The following is a 24,617-nucleotide window of genomic DNA, read 5'->3' as shown; positions in this document are numbered from 1 at the left end:
GGACTCAGCTCGGTGGTCATGGTGTTTCCTCTCGCAGGTGCCGCATGGACGGGGCCCGGCCGGCGGGGGACGCGCGGTTTGTATTCTCGGCAGGAGCCCCGTCCATGCGGCACCTGCGAGAGGAAACACCATGACCACCGAGCTGAGTCCCGAAGCCCTCGCCGGGCTCCTCGACCGGGCCCGCCAGGACTACCGGGACCTGGTGGGACTCGGACTCTCGCTCGACCTCACCCGGGGCAAGCCGGCGCCCGAGCAGCTCGACCTCTCCGAGGACCTGCTGAGTCTGCCCGGCGGGCGGCACACCTCCGCCGACGGCACGGACGTGCGCAACTACGGCGGCCTGCAGGGGCTGCCCGAGCTGCGGGAGATCTTCGCCGACGTGCTCCAGGTGCCGGTGGACCGGCTGATCGCGGCCGGCAACTCCAGCCTGGAGCTGATGCACGACTGCCTGGTGCACGCCCTGCTGAGCGTGCTGCCGGGTGCCGAGTCGCGCTGGGTGGATCAGGAGCGGATCGCGTTCCTGTGTCCGGTGCCCGGTTACGACCGGCACTTCGCGCTCTGCGAGCGGTTCGGGATCGACATGATCCCGGTGCCGATGACCGCCGAGGGTCCGGACATGGAGGCCGTGGAGCGGCTCGTCGCCGAGGACCCGGCGGTCAAGGGCATCTGGTGCGTGCCGAAGTACAGCAACCCGGACGGCGTCTGCTACAGCGACGCGACCGTGGCCCGGCTCGCCTCGATGGACACCGCCGCCCCCGACTTCCGGATCTTCTGGGACAACGCCTACGCCGCCCACCACCTCACCGACGAGCCCGTCGAGATCGCCGATCTGCTCGCCGCCTGCGCCGCGGCGGGCAATCCCGACCGGGCGTTCGTGTTCGGCTCCACCTCGAAGATCACCGCGGCGGGCTCGGGCGTGGCGTTCTTCGGCTCCTCGCCCGCGAACGTGCAGTGGCTGCTCGGCAACAACTCCAAGCGGTCGATCGGCCCCGACAAGGTGAACCAGCTGCGGCACGTGCTGTTCCTGCGGGACGCCGAAGGCGTGCGCCGCCACATGGGGCACCAGCGCGCCCTGCTGCAGCCGAAGTTCGAGGCGGTGGCCCGGATCCTGGACGCCGAGCTCGGCGGCAGCGGACTGGCGTCCTGGACCTCGCCCAAGGGCGGGTACTTCGTCACGCTGGAGGTCCCGGACGGCTGCGCCGAGGAGGTCGTGCGCCGCGCCGCCGGGGCGGGCATCGTGCTGACCCCGGCCGGCGCCACCCACCCGTACGGCGCCGACCCGCGCGACGCGGTCATCCGCATCGCCCCCAGCTACCCGGGCCTCCCCGAGCTGGAGCAGGCGATCACGGGCCTCGCCGTCTGCGTCAGGCTCGTGGGCTACGAGCAGCGGGCGGGCCGGGAGTAGCCGCCCCGCAACCGCACGCCCGCGCCGGGAACGGCGCGGGCGTGCGCGCCGCGCCCCGCGCACGGCCCGCCCCTGCCGCGAGCGGCGCCTGCGGCACCCGGCCGGAACCGTTCGGCCCGGCATCCCGGACGTCAACTCACACCGCTTTTCTCCCCCTTCAGGTGATGTGTGGCATGCCGGGAGGATTTCGGGGCGAGCTGGGCAGGGTCCAGGCGACCGATCGAAGGGGAAGTCGTGGGACTGTCACGCGAGTACGGACGCGCCATCACCGAGGGACCGACCCCGGCCGATGCCGCGGGCGCCACCGCCCTGCCCTATCCGAGCGGCTGGTCGGCGCTGGCCTTCTCGGACGAACTACGGCCCGGCACCGTGCTCACCCGGCCACTGGCGGGGCAGGACGTGGTGCTGTACCGGCTCGGCACGGGGGCCCTCCGCGCCATCCGCCCGTACTGTCCGCACCTCGGCGCCCATCTCGGCCTGGCGAAGGTCGACGGGGACGACCTCGTATGCCCGTTCCACTTCTTCGCCTTCGGCCCCGACGGGGCGTGCGTACGGACGGGATACGACACGCCGCCGCCGAGATCGCCGTTGACGCAACTGCCGGTGCACGAGGTCAACGGCGCCGTCTTCGTCTGGCGGCACCACGACGGCCGGGCCCCCGACTGGTCCATCCCCCGATGGCACGAGATCGGCCACCGGCCGGCCCGCAGCGCCGCGTGGGAGCTGGCCGGCAACGTCCAGGAGGTGATCGAGAACTCGGTGGACCTCGGGCACTTCGCCACCCTGCACGGCTGGGACAGGGCGGAGATCGGCGGCCCCGTCGCCTACGAGGACGCCACGTTCCACGTGTCCATGCGGGCCCACGAGTCGGCCCCGCTGCTGGGCAGTTTCGTCGTGGACGTGGACGTGGACGGCTACGGACTCGGCTGCCTGCACGCCGACGTGCACACGCCCCGGCTCGGGCTGCGGATGTGCACGATGGTGATGCCGACCGCCATCGCGCCCAACCGGATGCAGTTCCGCCAGCTCAACCGGATCTCCTTCGCGGGGCCCTCCCGGTTGCCGGCGCCGCTCGCACGGGCGGTGAGCCGGACCGCGGCCCGGCTGCTGGACCGCGCGGTCTTCCGTTCCAGCTGTGAGTTCACCGCCGCCGACTTCCCGATCTGGAACCACAAGCAGTACCAGCAGCCGCCCCGGCTGGCGCCCGGCGACGGTCCGATCGGACCGTTCCGGCGGTGGGCCCGCAGGTTCTACCCGCCACTGGAGACCGACCGGCGGACGCTGCCCGCCCCCCTTGGGCACGACGGCCTCAAGGAGCGCGGCGGGCCCGGCGAACGCGGCGGCTCCGGCGAGCGCCACGATTCCAGCGAGCGCGGCGCGGGGGCGGAAGTGATCTGAGCGGTGCCGCTATCCGGCCAGTGGCACCGCGTCCGGTTCCGGGGCGCAGCGCACGAGGATCTCGTCCATCGAGAGTCCGAGCGCCCCGGCCAGTGCCGCGACGGTGAAGAAGGCGGGTGTGGGCGCGCGGCCCGTCTCGATCTTGCGCAGCGTCTCGGCGGAGATCCCGGCGCTCGCCGCGATCTCGGTCATGCTGCGGCCGCCGCGCGCCTCGCGCAGCAACGCTCCGAGGCGCTCGCCGCGGCGGCGCTCTTCCGGGGTCAGGGGCGTTCGAACCATGCCGTCATTCTAATACCGCTTCGACCGGTATAGTAATTGGCATGGTGCAACTCAAGACGGACACATCCATGGCAGCGATGCGCGAGACCGGACGGGTCGTGGCGCGACTGCTCGACGCCGTACGGAAGGCGGCCGCGATCGGCGTCTCCCTGCGCGAACTCGACGAGGTGGCCCGCGGCGTGCTGCGCGAGGCCGGGGCCACGTCGCCGTTCCTGAACTACCGGCCGCACTTCGCGCCCACCCCGTTCCCCGCCGTGATCTGCGCGTCGGTCAACGACGCGATCGTGCACGGCATCCCGACCGACCGGCGGCTGCGCGACGGCGACCTGGTGAGCATCGACGCGGGCGCGCTGCTCGACGGCTGGGCGGGCGACTCGGCGATCAGCTTCACCGTCGGAAGCGCCCGGCCCGCGGACACCAGGCTCGTGGAGACGGCCTTCGAGGCGCTGGAGGCGGGCATCGCGGCGGCCGTCGTCGGCAATCGGATCGGCGACATCGCGCATGCGATCGGCACGGTCTGCCGCACGGCCGGGTACGGCATTCCGGAGGGGTTCGGCGGCCACGGCATCGGCCGGTCGATGCACGAGGACCCGGGCGTCCCCAACGAGGGGCGCCCCGGTCGCGGCATGCCGTTGCGGCACGGAATGGTGCTGGCGATCGAACCGATGCTGATCGGCAGCGGCAAGGACGCCTTCCACGCGGACCGGGACGGCTGGACGCTGCGCACGTCCGACGGCAGCCGGGCGGCGCACGCCGAGCACACGGTGGCGATCACGAACGACGGACCGCGGATCCTGACCGCCCCGTGACCGGCGCCGGCCCCCTCCGCACACACCCGGCACCGGCCGGACGCACCGGGGCGACGGCCGGGCCGGGCGGGGGTCAGCGCGGGTCGCGCAGGCCCGCGACGAGGAGTTCGACCAGTCGGCGCGCGTCGTAGCGGGGGTCGCTCTCCGCGCCGATGCAGAGGTTCCCGACGCCGCGCATGAGCTCGTAGGCGCCCGGAGCGGACCGGATCTCACCGGAATCGGCCGCGGCGTCGAGCAGTCGGGCACAGACGGGCACGAGCCGGTCCAGGAAGTGGGCGTGCAGCGCCTCGAACCCGGCGTCGTCGGACCGCAGCACGGCGGCGAGTCCGTGCTTGGTGACCAGGAAGTCGACGAAGAGGTCGATCCAGCCGCCCAGCGCGGCGTACGGGGACGCGGAGCTCTCCAGCAGGGCCGGTCCGGCCTCGGCACAGGCCTCGATCTGGTGCCGGTAGACGGCGATGATGAGGTCCGCCCTGGTCGGGAAGTGGCGGTAGATCGTGCCCACCCCGACGCCCGCCTCGGCCGCGATGTCGCGCACCGGCGCCTCCACGCCCGAGGTCACGAAGATCGCGGCGGCCGCGTCGAGCAGGGACTTCTTGTTGCGCCGGGCGTCCGTCCGCCCGGACCGGGCCGAGGCCCCCGGCCCCTCACCGCTGTGGTTCACCACGCCATTCCCTCCGAACACCGACCTTGCAAAAACGGAACACTGTTCCGTATCGTTACCGGAACAAGGTTCCGCTTTGGTCATGATGCCAGAGCGGCGGCCCGGCGACCAAGCCGCGCGCCGTCACCGCACCTCAGCTCGTCACGGAGGAACACAGCCATGCAGTACCGCACCTTGGGCCGTACCGGTGTGCAGGTCAGCTCCCTCGCGCTCGGCGCGATGAACTTCGGCAGGATCGGGAGGACCACCCAGGAGGAGGTCACCGCCCTCGTCGACGCCGCCGTCGAGGGCGGGATCAACCTCATCGACACCGCCGACATGTACGGCGGCGGCGAGTCGGAGGAGATGGTCGGCAAGGCCATCGCCGGCCGCCGCGACGACATCGTGCTGGCCACGAAGGCGGGCATGCCCATGGACGAAGGCCCCAACCACCGCGGCGGCTCGCGGCGTTGGCTGGTCACCGCGCTGGACGACAGCCTGCGCCGCCTCGGCGTCGACCACATCGACCTCTACCAACTGCACCGCTGGGACCCGGCCACCGACGACGAGGAGACACTCTCGGCCCTGACGGACCTTCAACGTGCCGGAAAGATACGCTACTTCGGCTCCTCCACCTTCCCCGCCCACCGCCTCGTGCAGGCCCAGTGGGCCGCCCGGGAGAACCGCCTGAGCCGTTATGTCACCGAGCAGCCCAGCTACTCGATCCTGCAACGCGGCGCGGAGGCCCACGTCCTGCCCGTGACCGAGCAGTACGGGCTCGGCGTGCTGGTGTGGAGCCCGCTGGCCTCGGGCTGGCTGTCGGGGGCGATCCGCGAGGGGCGGGAGATCACCACCAACCGCTCGGTGTTCATGCCGCAGCGCTTCGACCTCACCGTGCCCGCCAACCGGGCCAGGCTCGACGCGGTGGAGCGGCTGGCCGGGATCGCCGAGGAGGCCGGTCTGACCATGATTCGGCTCGCGCTCGGATTCGTGACCGCGCACCCCGCCGTGACCTGCGCGATCATCGGCCCCCGCACCCAGGACCACCTGCGCTCGCAACTCGCCGCCGCGGACACGGTGCTCTCCTCCGATGTGCTCGACGCGATCGACGCGATCGTCGCCCCCGGCACCGACCTCGCCGCGCACGAGAAGCACGACACCCCGCACGCGCTGCTCGACCCGTCGCTGCGGCGCCGCTGACCGACCGGCAGCCGGCAGGGCGCGCCCGACGCGTTCCCGCCCCGTCAAGGGCCGCGGGGCCGCTTCCCCGTGAGGTCCCACGAGGAAGCAGCCCCTGCCGCGAGGACATCGACGTGACGTCACATCAGGTGTCCGCGGCACGCCCGGCGGCGGACGGCGGCACCGCGGCGGTCACGGACGTCCGGCCGGCTTCACGACCATCGCCGAGCCGCCGCCCCGGCGTTCCTTCTCGGCGGCGGCCAGCCACCGCCCGTCCGGCAGCCGCTGCACCCCGGTCGCCGCCCCGATCTCCGGGTTCTGCTTGAAGGCGTGCCCCAAGGACTCCAGCTCGGCCCGCAACGGGCTGTCCCACAGCCCCGGTTCGAGCTCCGTCGTCGCCGAGTTGCGCTGGCTGGCGCGCGGCGCCGCGATGGCGTCGACCAGCGGGAGCCCCCGGTCGACGGTGCCGATGAGCGACTGCAGCACGGTCGTGATGATCGTGGCGCCACCGGGCGACCCCAGGGCCAGTACCGGTTCGCCGTGCTTCAGCACGATCGTCGGCGAGATGGACGAGCGCGGACGCTTGCCCGGACCGGGCAGGTTCGGATCGTGGACCGCGGGGTTGGCGGGCGCGAACGAGAAGTCCGTCAGCTCGTTGTTGAGCAGGAAGCCGCGGCCCGGCACGGTGATGCCGCTGCCGCCGGTCTGCTCGATGGTCAGGGTGTACGCGACGACGTTGCCCCACTTGTCGGCCGTCGTCAGATGCGTGGTGTTCTCGCCCTCGTACGTCGTCGGGGCGGCCGTGCCACCGGCCGTGCAGTCGGTCGGGTGGCGCGGGTCTGCCGGGGCGAGCGGGCTGGTCAGCACCGCGTCGTCCTTGATCAGGCACGCGCGCGAGTCGGCGAACCGCTGGCTGAGCAGTTCCCGCGTCGGCACGTCCTCGAACGCCGGGTCGCCCACCCAGCGCCCCCGGTCGGCGAAGGCGATCCGGCTCGCCTCGATGTAGCGGTGCAGGTATTCCGCCTCGCTCGCCTTCGAGAGGTCCGTGGACTCCAGGATGTTGAGCGCCTCGCCGACGCTCGTGCCGCCGGACGAGGACGGCGCCATGCCGTACACGTCGAGACCGCGGTAGTCGACCTTCGTCGGGGCCTGCCGCAGCACCCGGTAGGACCTCAGGTCCTTCGCGGTGAGGTCGCCGGGCCGCACCACACGGGTGGCCGCCGGGTCGACGGGCGGCTTGCGGACGGTGCGCACGATGTCCTCGGCCACCTCGCCCCGGTACAGCTCGTCGATGCCCTTGCGGCCCACTCGCTCGTAGGTGCGCGCCAGGTCCGGGTTCCTGAAGACGGAACCGACCACCGGGAGTTGGCCGCCCGGCAGGAAGAGTTCCCGGGTCGCCGGGAAGTCGGAGAACCTGGCCTGATTGCTCCTGGTCTGTGCGCGGAACGTCTCGTCGACGACGAAGCCGTCCCGGGCGAGCCGCTCGGCCGGCTCGAGCACCTGCCGCAGCGACTTGCTGCCCCAGGCGTCGAGCGCGGCGTCCCAGGTGGCCGGGGTGCCCGGGGTGCCCACGCCCAGTCCGCTGGTGACGGCGTCCTCGAAGGGGATCGGCTTGCCGTTCTCCAGGAACAGCGAGGAGTCCGCGCTGCGCGGCGCGGTCTCCCGGCCGTCGATCGTCCGGACCGTGTGCTTCCGGGCGTCGTAGTAGACGAAGTAGCCGCCCCCGCCGATGCCCGCCGAGTAGGGCTCGGTCACACCGAGCGCCGCCGCGGTCGCCACGGCGGCGTCCACCGCGTTGCCGCCCTTGCGGAGCACCTCGATGCCCGCGGCCGACGCGTCCGGGTCGACGCTGGACACCGCGCCCCCGTACCCCACCGCGACAGGTGATTTGGGTGGTGGCCCGGAGGTCGGTGCGGACGAGGAAGGACCGGCCGCACCGACCGTGACCACAGCTGCCAGAACAGCCGACAACGACACATTCCGCGCGACGGAACGTCTCATGCGTACCTCCAGTACGTGAACGTCCGCGCAGGGTAGCGCCGCTCCGCCCGCCCCGTCAGGACTGCCGTGAAACCGGGGCCGAATGCCCGCTAACATGCCCGCCCATGACCGACGACGTACGCAACATCCTGCTGGGCGTGATAGCCGCCGGCATCAGCGCCTCACTGGGCTGGCTCACCCGGACCCACCTCTGGCGCCGCAAACTCCGCCGCAAACAGGCGTTCTTCGGGCTCCCGGGCAATTCCGAGTGCCTGCTCGTCGTCAACCGCGACGCGGGCGGCGACGGCTCCGTCCACCGCCACGACGTCTTCGCCCTGCTCGAACTCTCCGCACTCGTCAAGGACTGCTCCGCCCACGCGCAGATCGTGTCCCACGACGTCGCGCAGCAGGGGTTCGGCGAACGCACCGAATTCTGCGTCGGCGGGCCGGTCTCGAACCGGCGGATGGCCGCGCACCTCCATTCCCTGCTGCCCGGCGTGAAGGTGAACACCGGCCCCGAGCCCGGCCCCGACCGGGGCGCCTTCCAGATCGGCACGGAGCGCTACCGGGCCGAGAAGGGGGTCGCCGAGCACGTACTGCTGGCTCGGCTGACGGTCGGTCAGGACGCCCGTCCGGTCTTCCTGTTCTGCGGACAGCAGGCGATCACCAACCAGGCGGCCTCCCGCTATCTGGCCCGCAACCACGAGAAGCTGTTCCGCAAGTACGGCGACAGCACCTTCTGCCTGCTGCTGAAGGTCGTCAACTCGCAGGCGTACGGCCCCGACGTGGTGGAACTCGTCGCGGACGTGACCCGCGCCGCGCAGGCACCCGTCCCGGCACCGCGCAACTCCCACCGGGCCACGGGCTGAACGACATGGGCGGGCGGCGACCCGGTTGGTAGCCTCGGGGCGAACGACGCGCAGGGGAGGTCCACTTGGTGCCGCGGTTGGTGTTCGTACACGGGATAGGCGGGCTTCGGGATGCCGAACGTGAACTGGCCGGGTGGACGGGCGCCCTGGCGGACGGAATGCGGGCGGCCGGGCACACCGCACTCGCCGAGCGGCTGACCACCACGGACGCGGACCGCTGTGCCTTCGTCTCCTACGCCGATCTCTTCTCGCCCCCCGAGGCCCAGGGCGGCGGCGGGGCGACGGCCGAGGGCGACGCGGGCGAGATCCTCGAAGACCTCCTCGTCGAGCTGGTGGCCGCTCTCGCGGCCGAACACTCCGCCACCGAGGCGCCCCACGACGGCGCCTGGCGGAACCGGGAACGGATCCTGGCCCACGCCCGCGCCGAGGCCGGCACGTCCGGCCAGGCCCAGGGGAGCCTGTCGGCACTGCGCAGGGCCCTGAACGTGGCGACCACCCTGATGGCGCTCAAGCCGTGGGGCGGTGTCGCACGCTGGGCGACCCCCAAGCTGATGGTCGGCGACCTCGCCCAGGTGTCGCGCTATCTGGCGCGCGGGGAGAAGGACGCGTCCGGGCTGACCCTCGACCGTCGTGTACGGAACCGTCTGCACGAGGCGCTCGGGGACGCCCCCGCGGTCGTGGTCGCGCACTCCCTGGGGACCGTCGTCGCGCTGGAGGCACTGCACGAGCACCGGGCGGCCACTCCCCTCCTCGTCACGCTCGGATCACCGCTCTCGATGCGTACGGTCGTCCGGCCCAGGCTCCTGCCGCAGCCGCCGCGCACGCCCGAGCGTGTCGATCGATGGCTGAACTTCTGGGACAAGGACGACATCATCGCCGTCCGCCCCCTGCTCGAACGCGATGTGGCGGCCAACGCGGCCGGGGTGCTCCCCCGCAGCAGCCGGGTCGACTCGGACGGGGTCTGGGTCCACTCCGCCGGGAAGTACCTGGCCCAGGCCGCCGTCGCAGGACCCGTCGCGGAGGCCCTCCTGTCCGTGTCCCATGGATGAGGAGCCCCGGCGCCACCTCCTGGTCGTGGCACCCCAGTGCGCGTCGATGCGGCACCTCACCCGCCTCGGGGAGGCGGCCTCGGCGCTGCATGCCGCGCTGGTCGACCCGGACACGGGCGACTGCGCTCCGGGGCTCCCCGACGGACGCTCCCTGATCGTCGACGAACGGCTGACGAGCAACTGGATCCGGACGCTGATCGGTGAGGCGATCAGCCATGCCGAGGACCGGGGCGCGTCGCTCGTCCTCGCCCTGCTGGGGCACGGATTCGTACCCGGAAGCACGCACACGCTGTACCTGATGGGCGCCGACTCCGTCGAGGACGCGCCCGAACGGGCGGTCAACGTGGGCGAGCTCCTCGCGGCCGCCGCGAACAGGCCCGGCATCCCCGGCGTGCTCGGCATCGTCGACACCTGCCACGCGGCCGGTGCGACGCCCCCGGGCCAGGACCTCACGGGCGGCGCCGGCAACGGGCGCAGCCGACTCGCCGTGCTCATGTCCGCGTCGCTCACCCAGCAGGCGGTCGACCTCTCGTTCTCCAGGGCGCTCACCGGGCTGATCAGGAAGGGCGTGCCCGGAGCGGGCCCCCTGCTGGGGGCGGACGACGTGCAGCGGGCGCTGCGCGGCTCCGTCGTCGGACAGGACGTGACGGTCTTCCAGCACGACGGCGACCCCTTCGCGACGGGGCGCCTCTGGGTCACCCGCAACGCGCAGGACCGCGGCGCCGACCCCGGTGGGCTCCTCGGCCGGCTGGCGCACGAGGACCTCACCGAGGCGTTCGGCGCGCTGCCTGCCGCCGTGCCCGCCCCGCACGTGCCGCACGACGTGCCGTCCGCGCTCGACGCCCTGAAGGCACTCGGCTGCCTTCCGCCGTCCCCGGCCCGCGACCGGGCCAGGGAGGCCGTGCTCTTCGCCCTCACCGCGCTGCGGACCGTCGGGTTCCTTCGCGGCTGGATCGGCGGCGAGCTGACGACGGCCCGGCTGCGCCAGGCCCTGCGGGCCCTGTTGGCGTCGGAGCACCGCGCCCTGTCCTCCCCGTTGCCCGAGTTCACCGACGTCGCGATCCTGGACCGGCTGGCCTTCGACCACTCGGTGACCCGGAGCAACGGCAAACCGTCGGTCGCCGAGTTCGTGGTGCGCCTCGCCCTCGCCTCGGGCAAGGACCTGGCCTCTTCGGAACTGCACGCGTGGGCGCGGTCCGTGGACGCCCAGCAGGAACTCAACGACGCCGTGGCGAAGGTCCTCGACGACCGGGAGGACCAGCAGTTGAGACTCGCCGTCGGCCTCGACTCCTCGCTGACGGGCGGCTGGCCGGAAACCGTGAGCGCGTGGCTGCTCCGGGACGGGGAACTGCTCGAACGGCAGGACTTCGACTGCCCCACGGTGGACCGGGCGGGCGCGGAGGCCGCGGTCGAGGAGGCGGCCGTCTGGGCGGAGGACCATGCGGAGGCGCTCGGGCTGCGGCTGAGATGGCTCGACATCGCGGTGCCGAGCGGTGTGCTGCTGGAGTGGCGCCCGGAGGAAGCCGGCAGGGGCCTGCGCTTCGGGGTGCAGTACGACGTCGTGCTGCACTGGAGCCGTCGGCTCGCCCCCGATCCCCTGCTGAGACGGATCCAGGGCGCGGTGAACGAGCGGTGGGAGGAGATCGCCGCCTGCACCGGAGTGCCCGTCGACTGGCTGGACGCCTCCGAAACGTCCGAACGGCCGCCGTTGCAGGGCAAGTTGCGGGACGGCATGTACCGGCGGGCCATCGGTCTGACGCACCACGCCGGGCTGGACGACCAGTTGATGGAGATCCTCCTCTCCTACACCCCGGTGCTGCTGTGGCCCCAGGGGGCGGAGGGATTCCCCGTCGACCGGCACCACTGCCTGGAGCCGCAGTGGCTGACCATGCCGGAAGGGCTCGGCCGCGCCTACCAGCGGCGGTGGCGCGGCGAGTACGCCGGTCACCTTGCCGATCTGCGCGCGGTCTGGGACGACCGTGCGTGGCTGAGGTTCTGCCGGCTCGTGAGAACCACCGTTCCCCCCGTCCAGAACACGATCGAGGAAACCTCATGACGTGGAACCCGTACTACCGAGGCGACGGAGAGGTGCGGCAGGACACCCGGCTGCCCGCACCGCCGCCGTGGAGGACCTTCCCCCGTGTGTCGTCCCCCGGACTGTTCGAACCGCCGGAGGGGCTCGTCCCCGCGGTCAACGCCGCCCTCGCCCTGCGCCGGCCCCTGTTGATCACGGGCAGTCCGGGCACGGGCAAGTCCACCGTGATCGAACAGGTCGCGGCGGAGCTCGCGCTGGGCCCCGTACTGCGCTGGCACGTGACCTCGCGCAGCACGCTCGGGGACGCGCTGTACCACTACGACGCCCTCGGGCGCATCCACGCCCACCGGCTGCAGCAGGAGCGGGCGCGCGCCGGTGAGCGGGACGTCGGCACCGACGACATCGCGGCGTTCATGACCCTGGGGCCGCTGGGAACGGCGCTGCTGCCGTCGGACCGGCCGCGGGCGCTCCTCATCGACGAGATCGACAAGGCCGATCTGGATCTTCCCGGGGACCTGCTCGACGTGCTGGAACGCGGCGAGTTCCGCATCGAGGAACTGCGCCGCGAGGGGCAGGACCTCGCCCATCTGCGCATGTTCGGCGGGGACGCCGAGTACCCCGTGCGCAACGGCCATGTGCAGTGCACCGAGTTCCCCTTCATCGTGATGACGAGCAACGGGGAGCAGGAGCTGCCCGCGCCGTTCCTGCGGCGGTGCCTGCGCTACACGATGCCCCGCCCCACACCGGAGCTCGTCCGGGAGATCGTGCGCAGGCACCTGCGGCTCGACGTGCCCGGGTCGGGTCCGCTCGCCGATCTCGTCGACGACTTCGTGCGCCGGGTGGGCGACGGCGAGCGAGTCGCGATCGACCAGTTGCTCAGTACCCTCCATCTGCTGGACGGGCCGGCGAAGGTGGCGGCGTCGGAGCGCGGCGCGCTCATCGGGCTGCTGATGAAGAACCTGTCCGGTGCCTGACCGGACCGACGGGCTGGGCGCCGTCGTCGACTCGCTGCTCGGTCTGGGCAGGGACCTCGACGCGGTGTCGATCGCCGAGCTGCTCTGGCTCGCCGCCCGGGACGACAGCGACGGTCCGCGGACCCGCGACACCGGGAGCCGGGAGGAGCCGGACGCCCGGGCGGCGGACGCCGGGCAGTCGGCGGAGACGGACGGGGCCGCGCGGCGGAGCCCGCTGCACACGCCCTGGAAGGACGGTGCGCCGGGCCCGGGAGCGGTCGGGGTGTCACTGCCCCGCGACAGCACACTGCCGCGCGGCCGGGAACTGGCCCGGGCCCTGAAACCGTTGAAGCGGCCATGGCCGCGGGGGCGCAGGCAGCGGCTGGACATCCCGGCGACGGTGGCCGACTACGCGCGCGCCGGCGAGCTCACCCCGGTGTTCTCCGGCGAACCGGAGCGCTGGTTCGACGCGACCGTGGTCATCGACCGTTCCCCCACCATGGCGGTGTGGGCGGGCACGGCCGACGAACTGGTGCGTCTGCTGGCCCGCACCGGTGTGTTCCGCACCCTGCGGGTCCGTGAGCTCCACTCGGACGGGGTGCCGGGGAGCACACCGGCCCTGCACGGCCCGCTGGGGCAGCGCGTCGTGGAGGGCGGCGGAAGGTCCGTCGCGTCGCGGCGGCTGATGCTCGTCCTCTCCGACTGGGCGTCGGCCGCGTGGCGCGACGGCTCCCAGTGGAACCAGCTCCGCACATGGGCCGCCGCCATGCCCACCGTCCTGCTCAACCCGTTGCCGTCGAAGATCTGGCGGCAGACGGGCATGAGCCTGCCGGCCGTCCGCGTGGTCCCGCCCGGGACGCCCGGCGCGCACAACGCCCGGCTGCGGTTCGTCACCACGCTCCTGATGAGCCAGGCGTTTCCCGGCACCACCGACCGGGACTGGCTGCCGGTCCCCGTGAGTTCCCTGTCGCCCCACTCGATCGGCGGCTGGGCCCGCTCCCTCATGCTCTCGGACCCCGCCGGCTGCGAAGCCCTGCTCCTGCCCGCGCCGGGTCTCGTCGACCAGTTGGTGGAACAGGACGAGGAGGGACCGCGCAGCGGCCGGTCCCTGACGGACGCCTATCTGCACCGCGCGTCCGCGGCCGCGGTCCGGCTGGCCGTGCTGTGCTCGCTGTACCCGCAGGTGAGCGTCGATGTGCTCCGGGTCGTCCAGCAGAGCCTGGTCCCGGAGGCGACGCCCTCCGACCTGGCCGAGTTCGTCGTCGGCGGTCTCGTCACCGTCACCGAGGCCGCCCGGGCGGGCGGCCATCCCGTACTGCGTTTCCGGGACGGCACGCGTGAGCGGCTCATGCCCAGGCTCGGCGCCCGGGACGCCCGGCTCCTGCACAGCGCCGTGGACCGTTTCGTCAGGAGCGAATCCGCCTCGCCCACGCGTTTCCGGGCCGCCGTGTCCGGAGCCGGGGCGGACGGGATCGCGATGGACCCCGAACCCTTCGGCGAGGTGTCGACCGGTGTCCTGCTGGCGCTGGGCATCCCGGCCCGGACACCGGAGCCGGCCGACCTCACGATGGCCGCCTCCGCCGAACTCCCGCCTGTCGAGCCCCCCTCGGAACCGGTGGTGCCCCCTGTCCGGACGTCGGTGGCCGGTGGGCCGGGGCGCCTCGTCCCCTCCGCCCCGACCGTGCTCGAAGGAAGCACCGCCCGCGCGACGGCCCCGTACTTCTTCCTGAGCTATGCCCACACACCGGGGTACGGCGGTGGAACGGACCCGGACATGTGGGTCGAACGCCTCTTCAGGGATCTCTGTGACCACGTGGCGGCCATGACGGATCTGCCCGCGGGCGCGCCCGCGGGGTTCATGGACCGGGAAGTACGCTCCGGCGAGGGCTGGTCGGAGCGGCTCGGCGAGGTGCTCGCCACCTGCCGGGTGTTCGTTCCGCTGTTCTCGCCGCGCTACTTCGCCAGTGAGATGTGCGGCAAGGAGTGGTACGCCTTCGCGCAGCGCGCCATCCACCACCGGGCCCGCTCCAGCCGGCCGGCCGAGGCGATCGTCCCGGCGCTCTGGGTGCCCGTGCCGCCGAGCCAGCTCCCCGGTCCGGCCGAGCGGTTGCAGTTCGACCACCGCGACTTCGGGGACCGTTACGTCAGCGACGGGCTCTACGGCCTCATCAAACTCAGGATCTTCGCCGAGGAGTACGAGCGCGCGGTGTACGAGCTCGCCAAGCGCATCGTCAACGTCGCCGACACGACCAGGATCGGCATCGGTCGCCCGGTCGACTACCGACAGGCCCCCAGTGCCTTCGGCCCGCGCAACAGCGCGTCCGGGCCCCGTCCCATCCGGATCACCGTGGTCGCCCCCACTCGCCGCGACCTGCCCGAGGGGCGCCTGGCCGACTACTACGGCGACAGTGCGCGGGACTGGAACCCCTACCACCCCGCCACCACCCGTCCCCTGGCCTATGTCGCCGAGGACCTGGTGCGCTCCCTCAACTACCGGGCCACCATCACCTCCTTCGACGAGGAGACGGAGCGCGGAAACAGCAAGCAGCCGCCCGGCAGCCCCGAGATCCTGCTCGTCGACCGCTGGGCCCTCCAGGACGAGGACCGGTGCAGGAGGCTCGCCGACTTCGACGCCGAGAACCGTCCCTGGATCGCTCCGGCCGTGCCGTGGAGCCGCGAGGACCGGCAGAGCATGGCGGCCGAGGCCGAACTGACCGGGAAGCTCGAACGGACCATGCCGGTCTTGATGCGCCAGGGGCGCGCCCACTGCCGCGCCGCGGCCAGGGGCGTGCCCAGCATGGAGGCGTTCGGCCAGATCCTGCCGCAGGTGGTCGAGGTGGCGGCCCAGCAGTACATGAGACACGCGGTGGTGTACCCCTCCGCCGGCGGGCGGCTCGGCGAACGGCCGAGGTTACGGGGGCCGGTGACGGATCGCGATGCTCCGTGACCGTTCCGGGAACGCCCCACCGGGCGACGCGGACCCGTGTCACCCGGACCGTCGCAGCCGCCTCCGGCCCGCCGCGAGCGCGGCCTCGATCTCCCGCAGCCGCAGCGGCCGGGCCAGCAGTGCCACCGTGAGCAGCAGGACGCAGGTACCCGCGCCCAGGGCGGCGAAGTCCCCGTACGACGCGCAGGCGCGGGCCGCCGCGTACCCCAGCAGTCCGGCGGGCACGGCCGCCACCACCAGTCGCGCCTGCGCCGGTGGCGCCCCGGGCGCGGCGCGGTCCGGGATCCTCCGGCGCAACACGTACGCGGTGATCCCGAAGCCCACGAACAGTGCCACCGAGTAGGCCCCTGCCATGCCGGTCACGGCCCAGCGGATCGGCAGCAGGAGGTGGGCGGCGGCCGAGAGACCGGCGTTGAGCGCGGCGATCACCAGGTTGAGGAGGAACGGGGTCCGGGTGTCGCCCATCGCGTAGAACGCGCGGGAGAGCACGTACTGGCCCGAGTAGGCGATCAGTCCGGGCGCGAACGCCATCAGCATGCCCGCCATCACGGTGATGTCCGCGTCGTCCGTGCGCCCGTACCCGTACACGGCGCCCGTCACCCACGGTGCCAGCGCGAACAGCAGGGCCGCCGCGGGCACCACGACCGCCGCCGAGGTGCGCAGGGCGTACGAGGCGTCGCGCCGCACCCCCGCCAGGTCGTGGTCGGCCGCGGCCCGGCTCATCCGGGGCATCAGCGCGGTGACGAGCGAGACGGTCACGATGCCGTGCGGCACCACCCACAGCTGATGGGCGTAGCTGTACGCGGTGTAGCCGGCGCCCGCCATGCCCTGGTCCGCGGCGCTCTGCCCGACAGTGGTGGAGAGCCGGGTGACCACCCAGTACGCGATCTGGTTGGTCAGCACGAGCATGACGAGCCATCCGGCCGCGCGCAGCGGCCTGGTGAGGCCGCTGCCCCGCCAGTCGAAGCGGGGCCGCCAGCGGAACTTCGCGGCGCGCAGTGCCGGGACCAGGGCGAGGGTCTGGGCGGCGATGCCCGCGGTCGTGCCCCAGCCGAGCCATTGGGCCTGCGCCGGGGTCAGTGTGCCGTCGGAACCGGTGGCGACGCCCAGGAAGATCCCGAACACCGCGATGATCACCAGGTTGTTGAGGACCGGGGTCCACATCATCGCGCCGAACCGGTCGCGGGCGTTGAGCACTTGGCCGAGCAGGGTGAACAGTCCGTAGAAGAGGATCTGCGGCAGGCAGTAGCGGGCCAGGGCCACGGTCAGCTCCGCCTGGGCGCCGTGGTAGCCGGGGGCGTAGACCTCGATGATCCACGGGGCCCCGACGACCGTGAGGCCGGTGAGGGCGAGCAGGGCGACGGTGCAGGCGGTGAGCAGCCGGTCGGTGTACGCGGCTCCGCCGTCGGGATGGTTGCGCGCGGCGCGCACCAGCTCGGGGACGAAGACGGCGTTGAGCGCGCCGCCGATGAGCAGGGTGTAGAGGATGTTGGGCACGGTGTTGGCGACGTTGTACCCGTCGGCCTGGAGGCCGGTGCCGAGCGCGGCGACGACGACCGCCGAGCGTATGAAGCCGGTGGCGCGGGAGACGACGGAGCCGGCGGCCATGACGGCGCCGCTGCGCAGCACCGAGCCGGACCGGCGCTCCTCGGTCCGTTCGGCGGGGGCCTGCGGGGTGGTCGTCATCGGCGTCCCCGTGCGGCCGAGGACGCCCGGGGCGTCCGGTACCAGGTGTTGTCCATGGCTCCGCCCACCGCGGTCCCCCGTTCCCCCGAACGTCTTGACGGCCCGGGCACCGGTACCGCTCCGTCCGGCGGAGCGACCGGGCGGGCGTCCGGATCAGGGATGGAGGGTACCCCGCGCGCCGGTGCCCGCCCGATGCGGCGGTGCGGGCGGCCGGGGGCGGCCCGTCGCACTGCGGCCCATCTCACACCACGATTTCCTGATTTTCTGCTATTTCATGGAACCTGTTCCCTCCGGGATCGCCTCTCCCTCGGCGAGAAGCACTGCCTTGGAGGTTTTTCCGTTGTTCGCTGCACGTCGGCCCGTACGCCGTACCGCCGCTCCCGGCCGCCCGGTCCGGTTCGCCCTGACCGCCGGGACCGCGGTGCTCGGTCTCACGCTCACCGCCTGTTCCGGGGCCGCCGCGTCGGACTCGGCCGCGGGCGGTTCGGCCGGGGCGGCGCGCGGGGCCGAGATCTCGGTGAACCTCCGGGGCGACGCCGCCGCTCCGGGGAAGCCGGTGAAGGTGACGCTCGGCAGCGGAAAGCTGAAGTCGGTCGCGGTGAGCGCGGACGGAGGGGACGCGCTCACCGGCCGGATATCCGCCGACGGCCGTACCTGGACGTCGGACCGGGTGGCCGCGCCCGGCACCGCGTACCGCGTCGAGGCGAGGAACACCGAGGGCGGCAGCGGCACGGCCGCCTTCACCACCTCGGCCGCCGACAAGGTCAACAAGCTGACGCTGGCCCCGGGCAAGAACACCACGGTCGGCATCGCCCAGCCGCTGTCGATCGTCTTCGACAACCCGGTGAAGGACCGGGCCGCGGTCGAGAGGGCCCTGAAGGTCTCCACCTCGAACGGCACCGAGGGTTCCTGGGGCTGGCTGCAGGACTACTCCGGAAAGGACCGGGTCGACTGGCGGCCCGCGGAGTACTGGAAGTCCGGCACGAAGGTCACGCTCGACGCCGATCTCAACGGCGTCGACTCGGGCCCGTCCGGCGGCTGGTTCGTCCGTGACTACCGGACCACCTTCACGATCGGCGACGAGCAGGTGGTGAAGGTCGATCTGGACCGCCACCGGCTCGCGTTGCAGCGGAGCGGGAAGACCGTCCTGGACGTGCCCATGTCGGCCGGTACCCCCGGCGGCGAGAAGGCGTCCTGGCGCGGCACGGCCGTGCTGATGGCCAAGGAGGGCACGATCAACATGCGTTCCGAGACGGTCGGCCTCGGCAATGCCTACGACAAGATGGTCGACTCGTCGATGCGGCTGACCTGGTCGGGGATGTACGCCCACGCGGCGCCCTGGAACGCCGCCCATTTCGGCTCGGCGAACCGCAGTTCGGGCTGCATCGGGATGAGCGACGCCGATGCCGGAGCGCTGTACGGGCAGGTGCGGCCCGGCGACCCGTTCGAGATCACCGGCGCGGACGCCAAGGGCACGGTCGCGGAGGGCAACGGCTACGGGGCGTGGAACGTGTCGTGGGCCGACTGGCGGGCGAAGAGCGCGCTGTAACGGGAGGAGCGGGCCCCTTGCGGGGCTGTGGGCCGCCGGGAGCGCTCCCGGCGGCCCACGGCCCGGCGGGAGCGCGGAGCCGGCGCGGACGCCCGCCGACGTACGCCCCGAGGGGGCCGCCCCGGGGCGGGCGACGCCGTCGGCCGCCGTACGTCGAGCACGGCCCGGCCGGCACGCAGCTGACCTTCTTCTCGCCCGGAAAGGGCCCGTCGCACGGATCCGTCGTCCCGCGCGAGAAGTGATCACCGGCTGCTGCCGACGGGGCACTGCTCCTCGGGGACCGCCTCGCGGCGGGCCCCCGCTACTGCACTCCCGGCAGCAGCGTTCCTGGTTCGGCCGGTGCGACATCCACGGCCTTCATCTTCGGACTGCGCCGCTCCCGCTCGGCCACCCAGGTCGCGAACCAGGAGAGCAGCATGCACATCCCGATGTAGATCGGTGAGATCACCATCACCACGGGGATGAAGGGAAGATCGTAGTCGAGGTTGGACGCGATGAGCTTGCCCGCGTGGAGGAACTCCTCATAGGTGATCAGATAGCCGAGCGAGGTGTCCTTCAGCGCCACGACCAGCTGGCTGATGATGGTGGGCAGCATGGCCCGCACCGCCTGCGGGGCCAGTACGTAGGTCATGACGTGCGTCTTGCGCATCCCCAGGGCGTACGCGGCCTCGCGCTGGCCGCGTTCCACGGAGTTGATCCCGGTGCGGAACACCTCGGCGAGCACCGAGCCGTTGTACAGGGTCAGTCCGGTGACCAGCGCGGGCAGCGGCTGCACCTTCAGCGCCACGAAGATGAAGAAGATCATCACCAGTACGGGCATGGCCCGGAAGAACTCGACGAACACCGTCGCGACCCAGCGCACGACCCGGTGCTCGGAGAGCCGTCCGATGGCGAGCACCGCGCCGAGCAGCAGGGAGAGCACCGCGGCGTACGCGAACGCCTTGAGGGTGTTGCCCAGTCCGCGCAACAGCAGTTCCTGGATGCCCTTGTACGTGAAGGGGGTCCACTTGGCGGCGGTGAACTGCCCGGTGTCGAAGAGCAGGTAGACGATCCAGCCGAACAGGGCGAGGATCAGCGCCGTCGAGACGATTCCGTACGCCCTGTGCCGTCTGCGGGCCATGGGGCCCGGGATGTCGTAGAGCGCGGTGGCGGACGGTGCGGTGCGGGTGGTCATCGGGCGACTCCCCAGCGCTTCTCCATCACGTTGAAGAGCGCACTGATGGACAGGGTGATGATCAGGTAGCCGACGGCGATCCAGACGAAGGACCAGATGATGCTGTAACCCAGCTCGTTGAGGGTCTTGTAGGTGCCGAGCAGTTCGGTGACGCTGAACGCGCCGGCGATCGCGGAGTTCTTGGCGAGGGCGATCAGCGTCGAGCCGATCGGCGGGATCACCGACCGGAACGCCTGCGGCAGCACCACGGTGTTCAGTGTCTGGCCGAACGTCATGCCGAGGCTGCGGGCCGCCTCGCCCTGCCCCCTCGGCACGGTGTTGATGCCCGAGCGCAGCACCTCGCAGATGAACGCGGAGGTGTAGCAGCCCAGTGCGAGGACCGCGAAGACCTCGAAGGGGAGCACCAGGCCGAAGCGGGGCAGTCCGAGCAGGACGGCGAAGAAGAGCAGCGTCAGCGGGGTGTTGCGCAGCACCGTCACCCAGACCGTGCCGAGCACCCGGAGCGAGCCGACGGGGGCCACCCGGCAGGAGGCCATGAAGAAACCGAGGAGCAGGGCCAGGATCGAGGAGTAGACGGTCAGTTCGACCGTGCCCAGGAAGCCCTTGCCGTAGAGCGAGAAGTTCTCTGTGAGTACGTCCATGGTCGTGGTCCGCCCTCTCAGGTCGCCGGGTAGCGGTCGATGGGCGGCGGTGTCGGCGCGGGCACCCCGGACAGGCCGAGCGTGGCCTCGAACGCCTTCTTCCAGTTGCCGTTCTTCTCGTTGGCCTCCAGGGCGTCGTTCAGCGCGAACCGCAGCGCGTTGTCGCTGCGCGGGACCCCGATGCCGTACGGCTCCTCGGAGAACGGCTTGCCGACCACCTTCATCTCGTCGGGCGCCTTGGCCGCGAAGCCCAGCAGGATGGCGTCGTCGGTGGTGACGGCGTCGACCTGGTAGGTCAGCAGGTTGTCCACGCAGATCGAGTACGTGTCGTAGGAGACCAGGATCGCCTTCGGGTAGTCGGCGGCGATGCGCTGGTACGGGGTCGATCCCGCGGCCGAGCAGACCGTCTTCCCGGCCAGGTCCTGCGGGCCGTGGATGTCGTTCTCGTCGGTGCGGACGAGGAGGCCCTGTCCGGCCATGTAGTACGGCCCGGCGAAACCGACGAGCTTCTTGCGCATGTCGTTGATGGTGTAGGTGCCCACGTAGTAGTCGATCTGTCCGTTCTGCAGCGCCGTCTCGCGGTTGGCGGAGGCGATGGTCCGGAAGCGGATCGTCTTCGGGTCGAAGCCGAGCGAGGCCGACATCATCCTGGCGATCTCGATGTCGAAGCCCGAGTAGACGCCGGTGGCGGGGTCCTTCTCGCCCAGGTAGGGCTGGTCCTCCTTGGCCCCGACCCGGAGGTATCCGCGCTTCTTCGCCTTCGTCCAGGTCGGCGAGTCGGGCAGTCGGAAGCCGGTGTCGACCTTGTACACCGGCAGTTGTTCGGGTTTGGGCCCCTTCACCGGCGGGCTGCCCTCCTTGCCGCAGCCGGCGGCGGCGAGGGCGGCCAGCAGGAGGCCGGCCAGAGCGCCCAGAACTCTTCTCGTACGCAACACGGAGCCCCCGTCAGTGCTTGAGGATCTTGGACAGGAAGTCCTTGGCGCGGTCGCTCTCCGGAGCGGTGAAGAACGCCTCGGGGGTGCGGTCCTCGACGATGCGTCCGTCGGCCATGAAGACCACGCGGTTGGCCGCGGAGCGGGCGAAGCCCATCTCGTGCGTGACGACGACCATCGTCATGCCGTCCCGGGCGAGTTGCTGCATGACCTCCAGCACCTCGTTGATCATCTCCGGGTCGAGCGCGGAGGTCGGCTCGTCGAAGAGCAGTGCCTTGGGGTCCATGGCGAGGGCGCGGGCGATGGCCACGCGCTGCTGCTGGCCGCCGGAGAGCTGGGCGGGGTACTTGTCGGCGTGCGCGGCCAGCCCGACCCGTTCCAGCAGTTCGCGGGAGCGCCGGTCCGCCTCGTCCTTCTTCCGCTTGCGGACCTTGAGCTGGGCGAGCGAGACGTTGGCCAGCACGGTCTTGTGCGCGAAGAGGTTGAACGACTGGAAGACCATGCCCACTTCGGCCCGGAGGTCGGCCAGTCCCTTGCCCTCCTCGGGGAGGGGTCTGCCGTCGATCGTGATGCGTCCCGACTCGATCGTCTCAAGTCGGTTGATGGTCCTGCAGAGCGTCGACTTGCCGGAGCCGGAGGGACCGATGACCACCACCACCTCCCCGCGTCCGACGGTGAGACTGATGTCCTGCAGTACGTGCAACTGTCCGTAGAACTTGTTGACGTCCCGCAGCTCGATCAACGGATCGACGGCCATACGCTGCCCTACCCACTTTTCGCTGTGCCGAGGTCAGCGCAAACTAACCAGCCCGAAAAGGGACTTCGTCATCGACACGCACAAATGGTGCATAAGGCTTCTTGTCCGGTTGTAGGGAAATCTCTATCCCTCGGCCGACTCCGAGTACACCTGTGAAAGTTCGGGACTGCCGGAGATCGCCCAGTCCAGTCCCGCCTCGACCACGTCGATCTCCCGCCCCGAGGCGAGCCGCACGACGGGCTGCCCGCTGGGCCTGATGCTCCAGGCCGCGCCGGAGACGTTCCGCACCAGCACCGTCCCCAGGTACAGACCCGCGTCGTTGCCCAGCCAGGGCAGCTCCTCGGGGTCGTCGCGCCAGCGCGGCGGCAACTGGTCGAGGGCCGCCAACGAGGCCGGGGTGTCGTCGAGCCGGAGCCCGCGCTCCCCCACCCGGACACGCAGCAGCTCGCACTCGGCAAGAAGCTCGGCCACGCCCTCGGGGTCGGCGGCGACCGCGGAGGCGAGCCCCGCCCCCCGCGTGCCGTCGTGACGCTTACGCCAGTTGTCCAAGAAAGGGATGTTCATACCGCTCAGGGTCGCATCCCCGGTGTGTCGGGCACCACAGGGCGCGCGGCCCGGCGCCCGAGTACCCGACCGGTCCCGGCGCCCGTCCTCGCGCAGGCGCTCCGGGCTCCCGGCCGAAAAAAGGTGGAGGCCGGACGTCCGGGCTGGTAGTTTCGCGCTCATGTCCAGCCCCGAGTCCGACAGAGGCTAGCCACCGGTCCGCCGGTGGCCGATCCGTCGTCGAATCGATCCCGCGGGCCCGACAGCGGTCCCGGATCGTCTCCGTCCGGCTGCCGCCGCAGGACCGCCATGGTGCGGGGCTGCGCTCTCCCGACGCGCTCGTGATCGCTTCCGCAGGCGACACGACGACGCGCGCGTTCCCCGGCTCCGGCCTCCGCCGTGCTGCCGGATCACGTCCCGGGTGCTCCCGGACGTTCTTCCGTGTCGCCGCCCGTCACGACGGGCGGGCGCGGGCCCGCACCCCCTGCCCGGTCCATCCATCAGCCGTCCATGGGGTTTCTTTCATGCCATTTGCCGTATACGCGCTCGGGCTCGCCGTCTTCGCCCAGGGCACCTCCGAATTCATGCTGTCCGGTCTGGTCTCGGACATCGCCTCCGATCTGCATGTGTCCATCCCGGCCGCGGGCCTGCTGACCTCGGCCTTCGCGATCGGGATGATCGTCGGGGCGCCGTTGATGGCGCTCTTCAGCCGTTCCTGGCCGCGGCGTCGGGCGCTGCTGTTCTTCCTCTGCGTCTTCGGCGCCGCCCATGTGGTCGGCGCGCTCACCCCCGGCTACGGGGTGCTCCTGGCGACCCGGGTCGTCGGGGCACTGGCCAACGCGGGCTTCTGGGCCGTGGCCCTGGTCACCGCGGTCTCCATGGTCGGGCCCGAGGCCCGCGCCCGCGCCACCTCGGTGGTGGTCGGGGGCGTCACCCTCGCCTGCGTGGCCGGGGTGCCGGCCGGTGCGGCACTGGGCGGGCACTGGGGGTGGCGGTCCGCGTTCTGGGCCGTGGCCCTGGTCTGCGTGCCGGCCGCCGTCGTCATCGCCGGGGCGATCCCGGCGAAGCGGCCGGAGCCGGTCCCCGTCCGGGCCAGTGCCGAGCTGCGGGTCCTGACCGGGCGGCCCCTGCTGCTGACCCTGCTGACGAGCGCCCTGGTGCAGGGGGCGACGTTCTGCGCGTTCTCCTACCTCGAACCGCTGGCCACCCGGGTCACCGGGCTCGGGGACGCCTGGGTGCCGGTGCTGCTGGCGCTGTTCGGGCTGGGCTCGTTCCTCGGGGTCACCGCCACCGGCCGGTACGTCGACGCGCGGCCGGTCGTCTGGACCGCCGCCGGGCTGGTGGCGCTGACCGTCGGCTGGGCCGGGTTCGCGCTGACCGCGGGCAGCCCGCTCGCCGCGGTCGTGCTCGTCCTCGTCCAGGGGACGCTCGCGTTCGGCACCGGGACGGCGCTGATCTCGTGGGTGTTCCGGCTGGCGGCCGACGCGCCGACCCTGTCCGGTTCGTTCGCGACGGCCGCGTTCAACGTGGGCGGTGCGCTCGGGCCGTGGTTCGGCGGGCTGGCGATCGACGCGGGGCTCGGCTTCCGGTCCCCGCTGTGGGTCAGCGCGCTGCTGATGGTCCTGGCGCTGGGCACCGCCGCGGCGCCGGGCGTCCTGCGGGTCGCCGAGCACGGCCGGGACGGGGTCGCCGCGCTCTGACGGGCGGGTCGTGGGCCCCGCCCGGCGCTGAACGGGCGGGGCCGTCCTGTTCTCTGCAAGCAGCCAGCAAGCGGGATAAGGACGAGAAC

At 72.1% G+C, this 24,617-nt stretch carries 20 protein-coding genes and 1 pseudogene; 12 read left to right on the top strand and 9 right to left on the bottom strand.

Annotated elements, in window-relative coordinates; genetic code table 11:
• The first annotated feature begins 130 nt into the window (after positions 1-130).
• Positions 131-1,405, top strand: coding sequence for an aminotransferase class I/II-fold pyridoxal phosphate-dependent enzyme (locus EAO76_RS35635; RefSeq protein ID WP_148840209.1), 1,275 nt, complete (start codon positions 131-133; stop codon positions 1,403-1,405).
• Between the two features lie 234 nt (positions 1,406-1,639).
• Positions 1,640-2,803 carry a Rieske 2Fe-2S domain-containing protein gene (locus EAO76_RS35630; protein WP_262375964.1) on the top strand — a complete coding sequence of 388 codons (1,164 nt, stop codon included), beginning with the start codon at positions 1,640-1,642 and terminating at the stop codon, positions 2,801-2,803.
• Positions 2,804-2,812: 9 nt separating this feature from the next.
• Here EAO76_RS35630 and EAO76_RS35625 read toward each other — a convergent pair whose 3' ends face one another.
• Positions 2,813-3,082 (bottom strand): helix-turn-helix domain-containing protein, encoded by a 270-nt coding sequence (locus EAO76_RS35625; protein ID WP_148840208.1) that lies wholly within the window; start codon positions 3,080-3,082, stop codon positions 2,813-2,815.
• A 41-nt stretch (positions 3,083-3,123) separates the two neighbouring features.
• On the opposite strand from EAO76_RS35625, the gene map reads away from it, so the two are divergent.
• The gene (gene map / locus EAO76_RS35620) at positions 3,124-3,891 is read left to right on the top strand and encodes a type I methionyl aminopeptidase (RefSeq protein WP_148840207.1); all 768 of its coding nucleotides are present in this window, start codon (positions 3,124-3,126) and stop codon (positions 3,889-3,891) included.
• Between the two features lie 73 nt (positions 3,892-3,964).
• Here the strand turns inward: map and EAO76_RS35615 are convergent, their stop codons facing one another.
• The gene (locus tag EAO76_RS35615; RefSeq protein ID WP_262375963.1) at positions 3,965-4,555 is read right to left on the bottom strand and encodes a TetR/AcrR family transcriptional regulator; all 591 of its coding nucleotides are present in this window, start codon (positions 4,553-4,555) and stop codon (positions 3,965-3,967) included.
• Between the two features lie 159 nt (positions 4,556-4,714).
• Between EAO76_RS35615 and EAO76_RS35610 the strand changes: the two genes are divergently transcribed.
• Positions 4,715-5,734 (top strand): aldo/keto reductase, encoded by a 1,020-nt coding sequence (locus EAO76_RS35610; protein ID WP_148840205.1) that lies wholly within the window; start codon positions 4,715-4,717, stop codon positions 5,732-5,734.
• Between the two features lie 171 nt (positions 5,735-5,905).
• Here the strand turns inward: EAO76_RS35610 and ggt are convergent, their stop codons facing one another.
• The gene (gene ggt / locus EAO76_RS35605; RefSeq protein WP_148840204.1) at positions 5,906-7,714 is read right to left on the bottom strand and encodes a gamma-glutamyltransferase; all 1,809 of its coding nucleotides are present in this window, start codon (positions 7,712-7,714) and stop codon (positions 5,906-5,908) included.
• A gap of 104 nt (positions 7,715-7,818) precedes the next feature.
• Between ggt and EAO76_RS35600 the strand changes: the two genes are divergently transcribed.
• The 6 genes and pseudogenes from EAO76_RS35600 to fsxC all read left to right on the top strand — a co-directional run bounded on the left by EAO76_RS35600 (position 7,819) and on the right by fsxC (position 15,546).
• Complete coding sequence (locus tag EAO76_RS35600; RefSeq protein WP_148840203.1) at positions 7,819-8,562, top strand: hypothetical protein; 744 nt, start codon at positions 7,819-7,821, stop codon at positions 8,560-8,562.
• 80 nt (positions 8,563-8,642) lie between these two features.
• Positions 8,643-9,611 carry an alpha/beta hydrolase gene (locus EAO76_RS35595; protein WP_262376055.1) on the top strand — a complete coding sequence of 323 codons (969 nt, stop codon included), beginning with the start codon at positions 8,643-8,645 and terminating at the stop codon, positions 9,609-9,611.
• Positions 9,604-11,667 carry a hypothetical protein gene (locus EAO76_RS35590; RefSeq protein WP_148840201.1) on the top strand — a complete coding sequence of 688 codons (2,064 nt, stop codon included), beginning with the start codon at positions 9,604-9,606 and terminating at the stop codon, positions 11,665-11,667. Before EAO76_RS35595 ends, EAO76_RS35590 begins: the two co-directional genes overlap by 8 nt.
• Positions 11,664-12,620 (top strand): MoxR family ATPase, encoded by a 957-nt coding sequence (locus EAO76_RS35585; protein WP_148840200.1) that lies wholly within the window; start codon positions 11,664-11,666, stop codon positions 12,618-12,620. Before EAO76_RS35590 ends, EAO76_RS35585 begins: the two co-directional genes overlap by 4 nt.
• Positions 12,613-14,004 (top strand): annotated as a pseudogene (locus EAO76_RS46865) (SAV_2336 N-terminal domain-related protein); the annotation flags it as partial. The gene EAO76_RS35585 and the pseudogene EAO76_RS46865, both read left to right, overlap by 8 nt.
• A gap of 276 nt (positions 14,005-14,280) precedes the next feature.
• The gene (gene fsxC, locus EAO76_RS35580) at positions 14,281-15,546 is read left to right on the top strand and encodes an FxsC protein (RefSeq protein ID WP_262376054.1); all 1,266 of its coding nucleotides are present in this window, start codon (positions 14,281-14,283) and stop codon (positions 15,544-15,546) included.
• Between the two features lie 39 nt (positions 15,547-15,585).
• Here the strand turns inward: fsxC and murJ are convergent, their stop codons facing one another.
• Positions 15,586-17,232: a murein biosynthesis integral membrane protein MurJ gene (murJ, locus tag EAO76_RS35575; protein ID WP_148840199.1), complete on the bottom strand. Its 1,647-nt coding sequence runs from the start codon at positions 17,230-17,232 to the stop codon at positions 15,586-15,588.
• A 340-nt stretch (positions 17,233-17,572) separates the two neighbouring features.
• Between murJ and EAO76_RS35570 the strand changes: the two genes are divergently transcribed.
• Positions 17,573-18,781, top strand: coding sequence for an Ig-like domain-containing protein (locus EAO76_RS35570; RefSeq protein WP_187438889.1), 1,209 nt, complete (start codon positions 17,573-17,575; stop codon positions 18,779-18,781).
• Positions 18,782-19,082: 301 nt separating this feature from the next.
• Here EAO76_RS35570 and EAO76_RS35565 read toward each other — a convergent pair whose 3' ends face one another.
• From EAO76_RS35565 to EAO76_RS35545, 5 genes are all read right to left on the bottom strand, one after another.
• Positions 19,083-19,955: an amino acid ABC transporter permease gene (locus tag EAO76_RS35565; protein ID WP_148840197.1), complete on the bottom strand. Its 873-nt coding sequence runs from the start codon at positions 19,953-19,955 to the stop codon at positions 19,083-19,085.
• Positions 19,952-20,596, bottom strand: a complete 645-nt coding sequence (locus tag EAO76_RS35560; protein WP_148840196.1) for an amino acid ABC transporter permease — start codon at positions 20,594-20,596, stop codon at positions 19,952-19,954. Before EAO76_RS35560 ends, EAO76_RS35565 begins: the two co-directional genes overlap by 4 nt.
• Positions 20,597-20,613: 17 nt before the next feature.
• Complete coding sequence (locus tag EAO76_RS35555; RefSeq protein WP_376036721.1) at positions 20,614-21,531, bottom strand: glutamate ABC transporter substrate-binding protein; 918 nt, start codon at positions 21,529-21,531, stop codon at positions 20,614-20,616.
• Positions 21,532-21,541: 10 nt separating this feature from the next.
• Positions 21,542-22,285 (bottom strand): amino acid ABC transporter ATP-binding protein, encoded by a 744-nt coding sequence (locus tag EAO76_RS35550; protein ID WP_148840195.1) that lies wholly within the window; start codon positions 22,283-22,285, stop codon positions 21,542-21,544.
• A gap of 123 nt (positions 22,286-22,408) precedes the next feature.
• The gene (locus EAO76_RS35545; RefSeq protein WP_148840194.1) at positions 22,409-22,849 is read right to left on the bottom strand and encodes a DUF6278 family protein; all 441 of its coding nucleotides are present in this window, start codon (positions 22,847-22,849) and stop codon (positions 22,409-22,411) included.
• Positions 22,850-23,352: 503 nt separating this feature from the next.
• Between EAO76_RS35545 and EAO76_RS35540 the strand changes: the two genes are divergently transcribed.
• A complete protein-coding gene (locus EAO76_RS35540; protein ID WP_148840193.1) occupies positions 23,353-24,528 on the top strand; it encodes a Cmx/CmrA family chloramphenicol efflux MFS transporter in 1,176 nt (391 codons plus the stop codon).
• Positions 24,529-24,617 lie beyond the last annotated feature (89 nt).

Source organism: Streptomyces sp. sk2.1 (assembly GCF_008120935.1).
In the GTDB taxonomy this organism is placed as follows: domain Bacteria; phylum Actinomycetota; class Actinomycetes; order Streptomycetales; family Streptomycetaceae; genus Streptomyces.
Note: the sequence above shows the minus strand (reverse complement) of the source record. Positions and strands in the feature narration are given on the sequence as shown.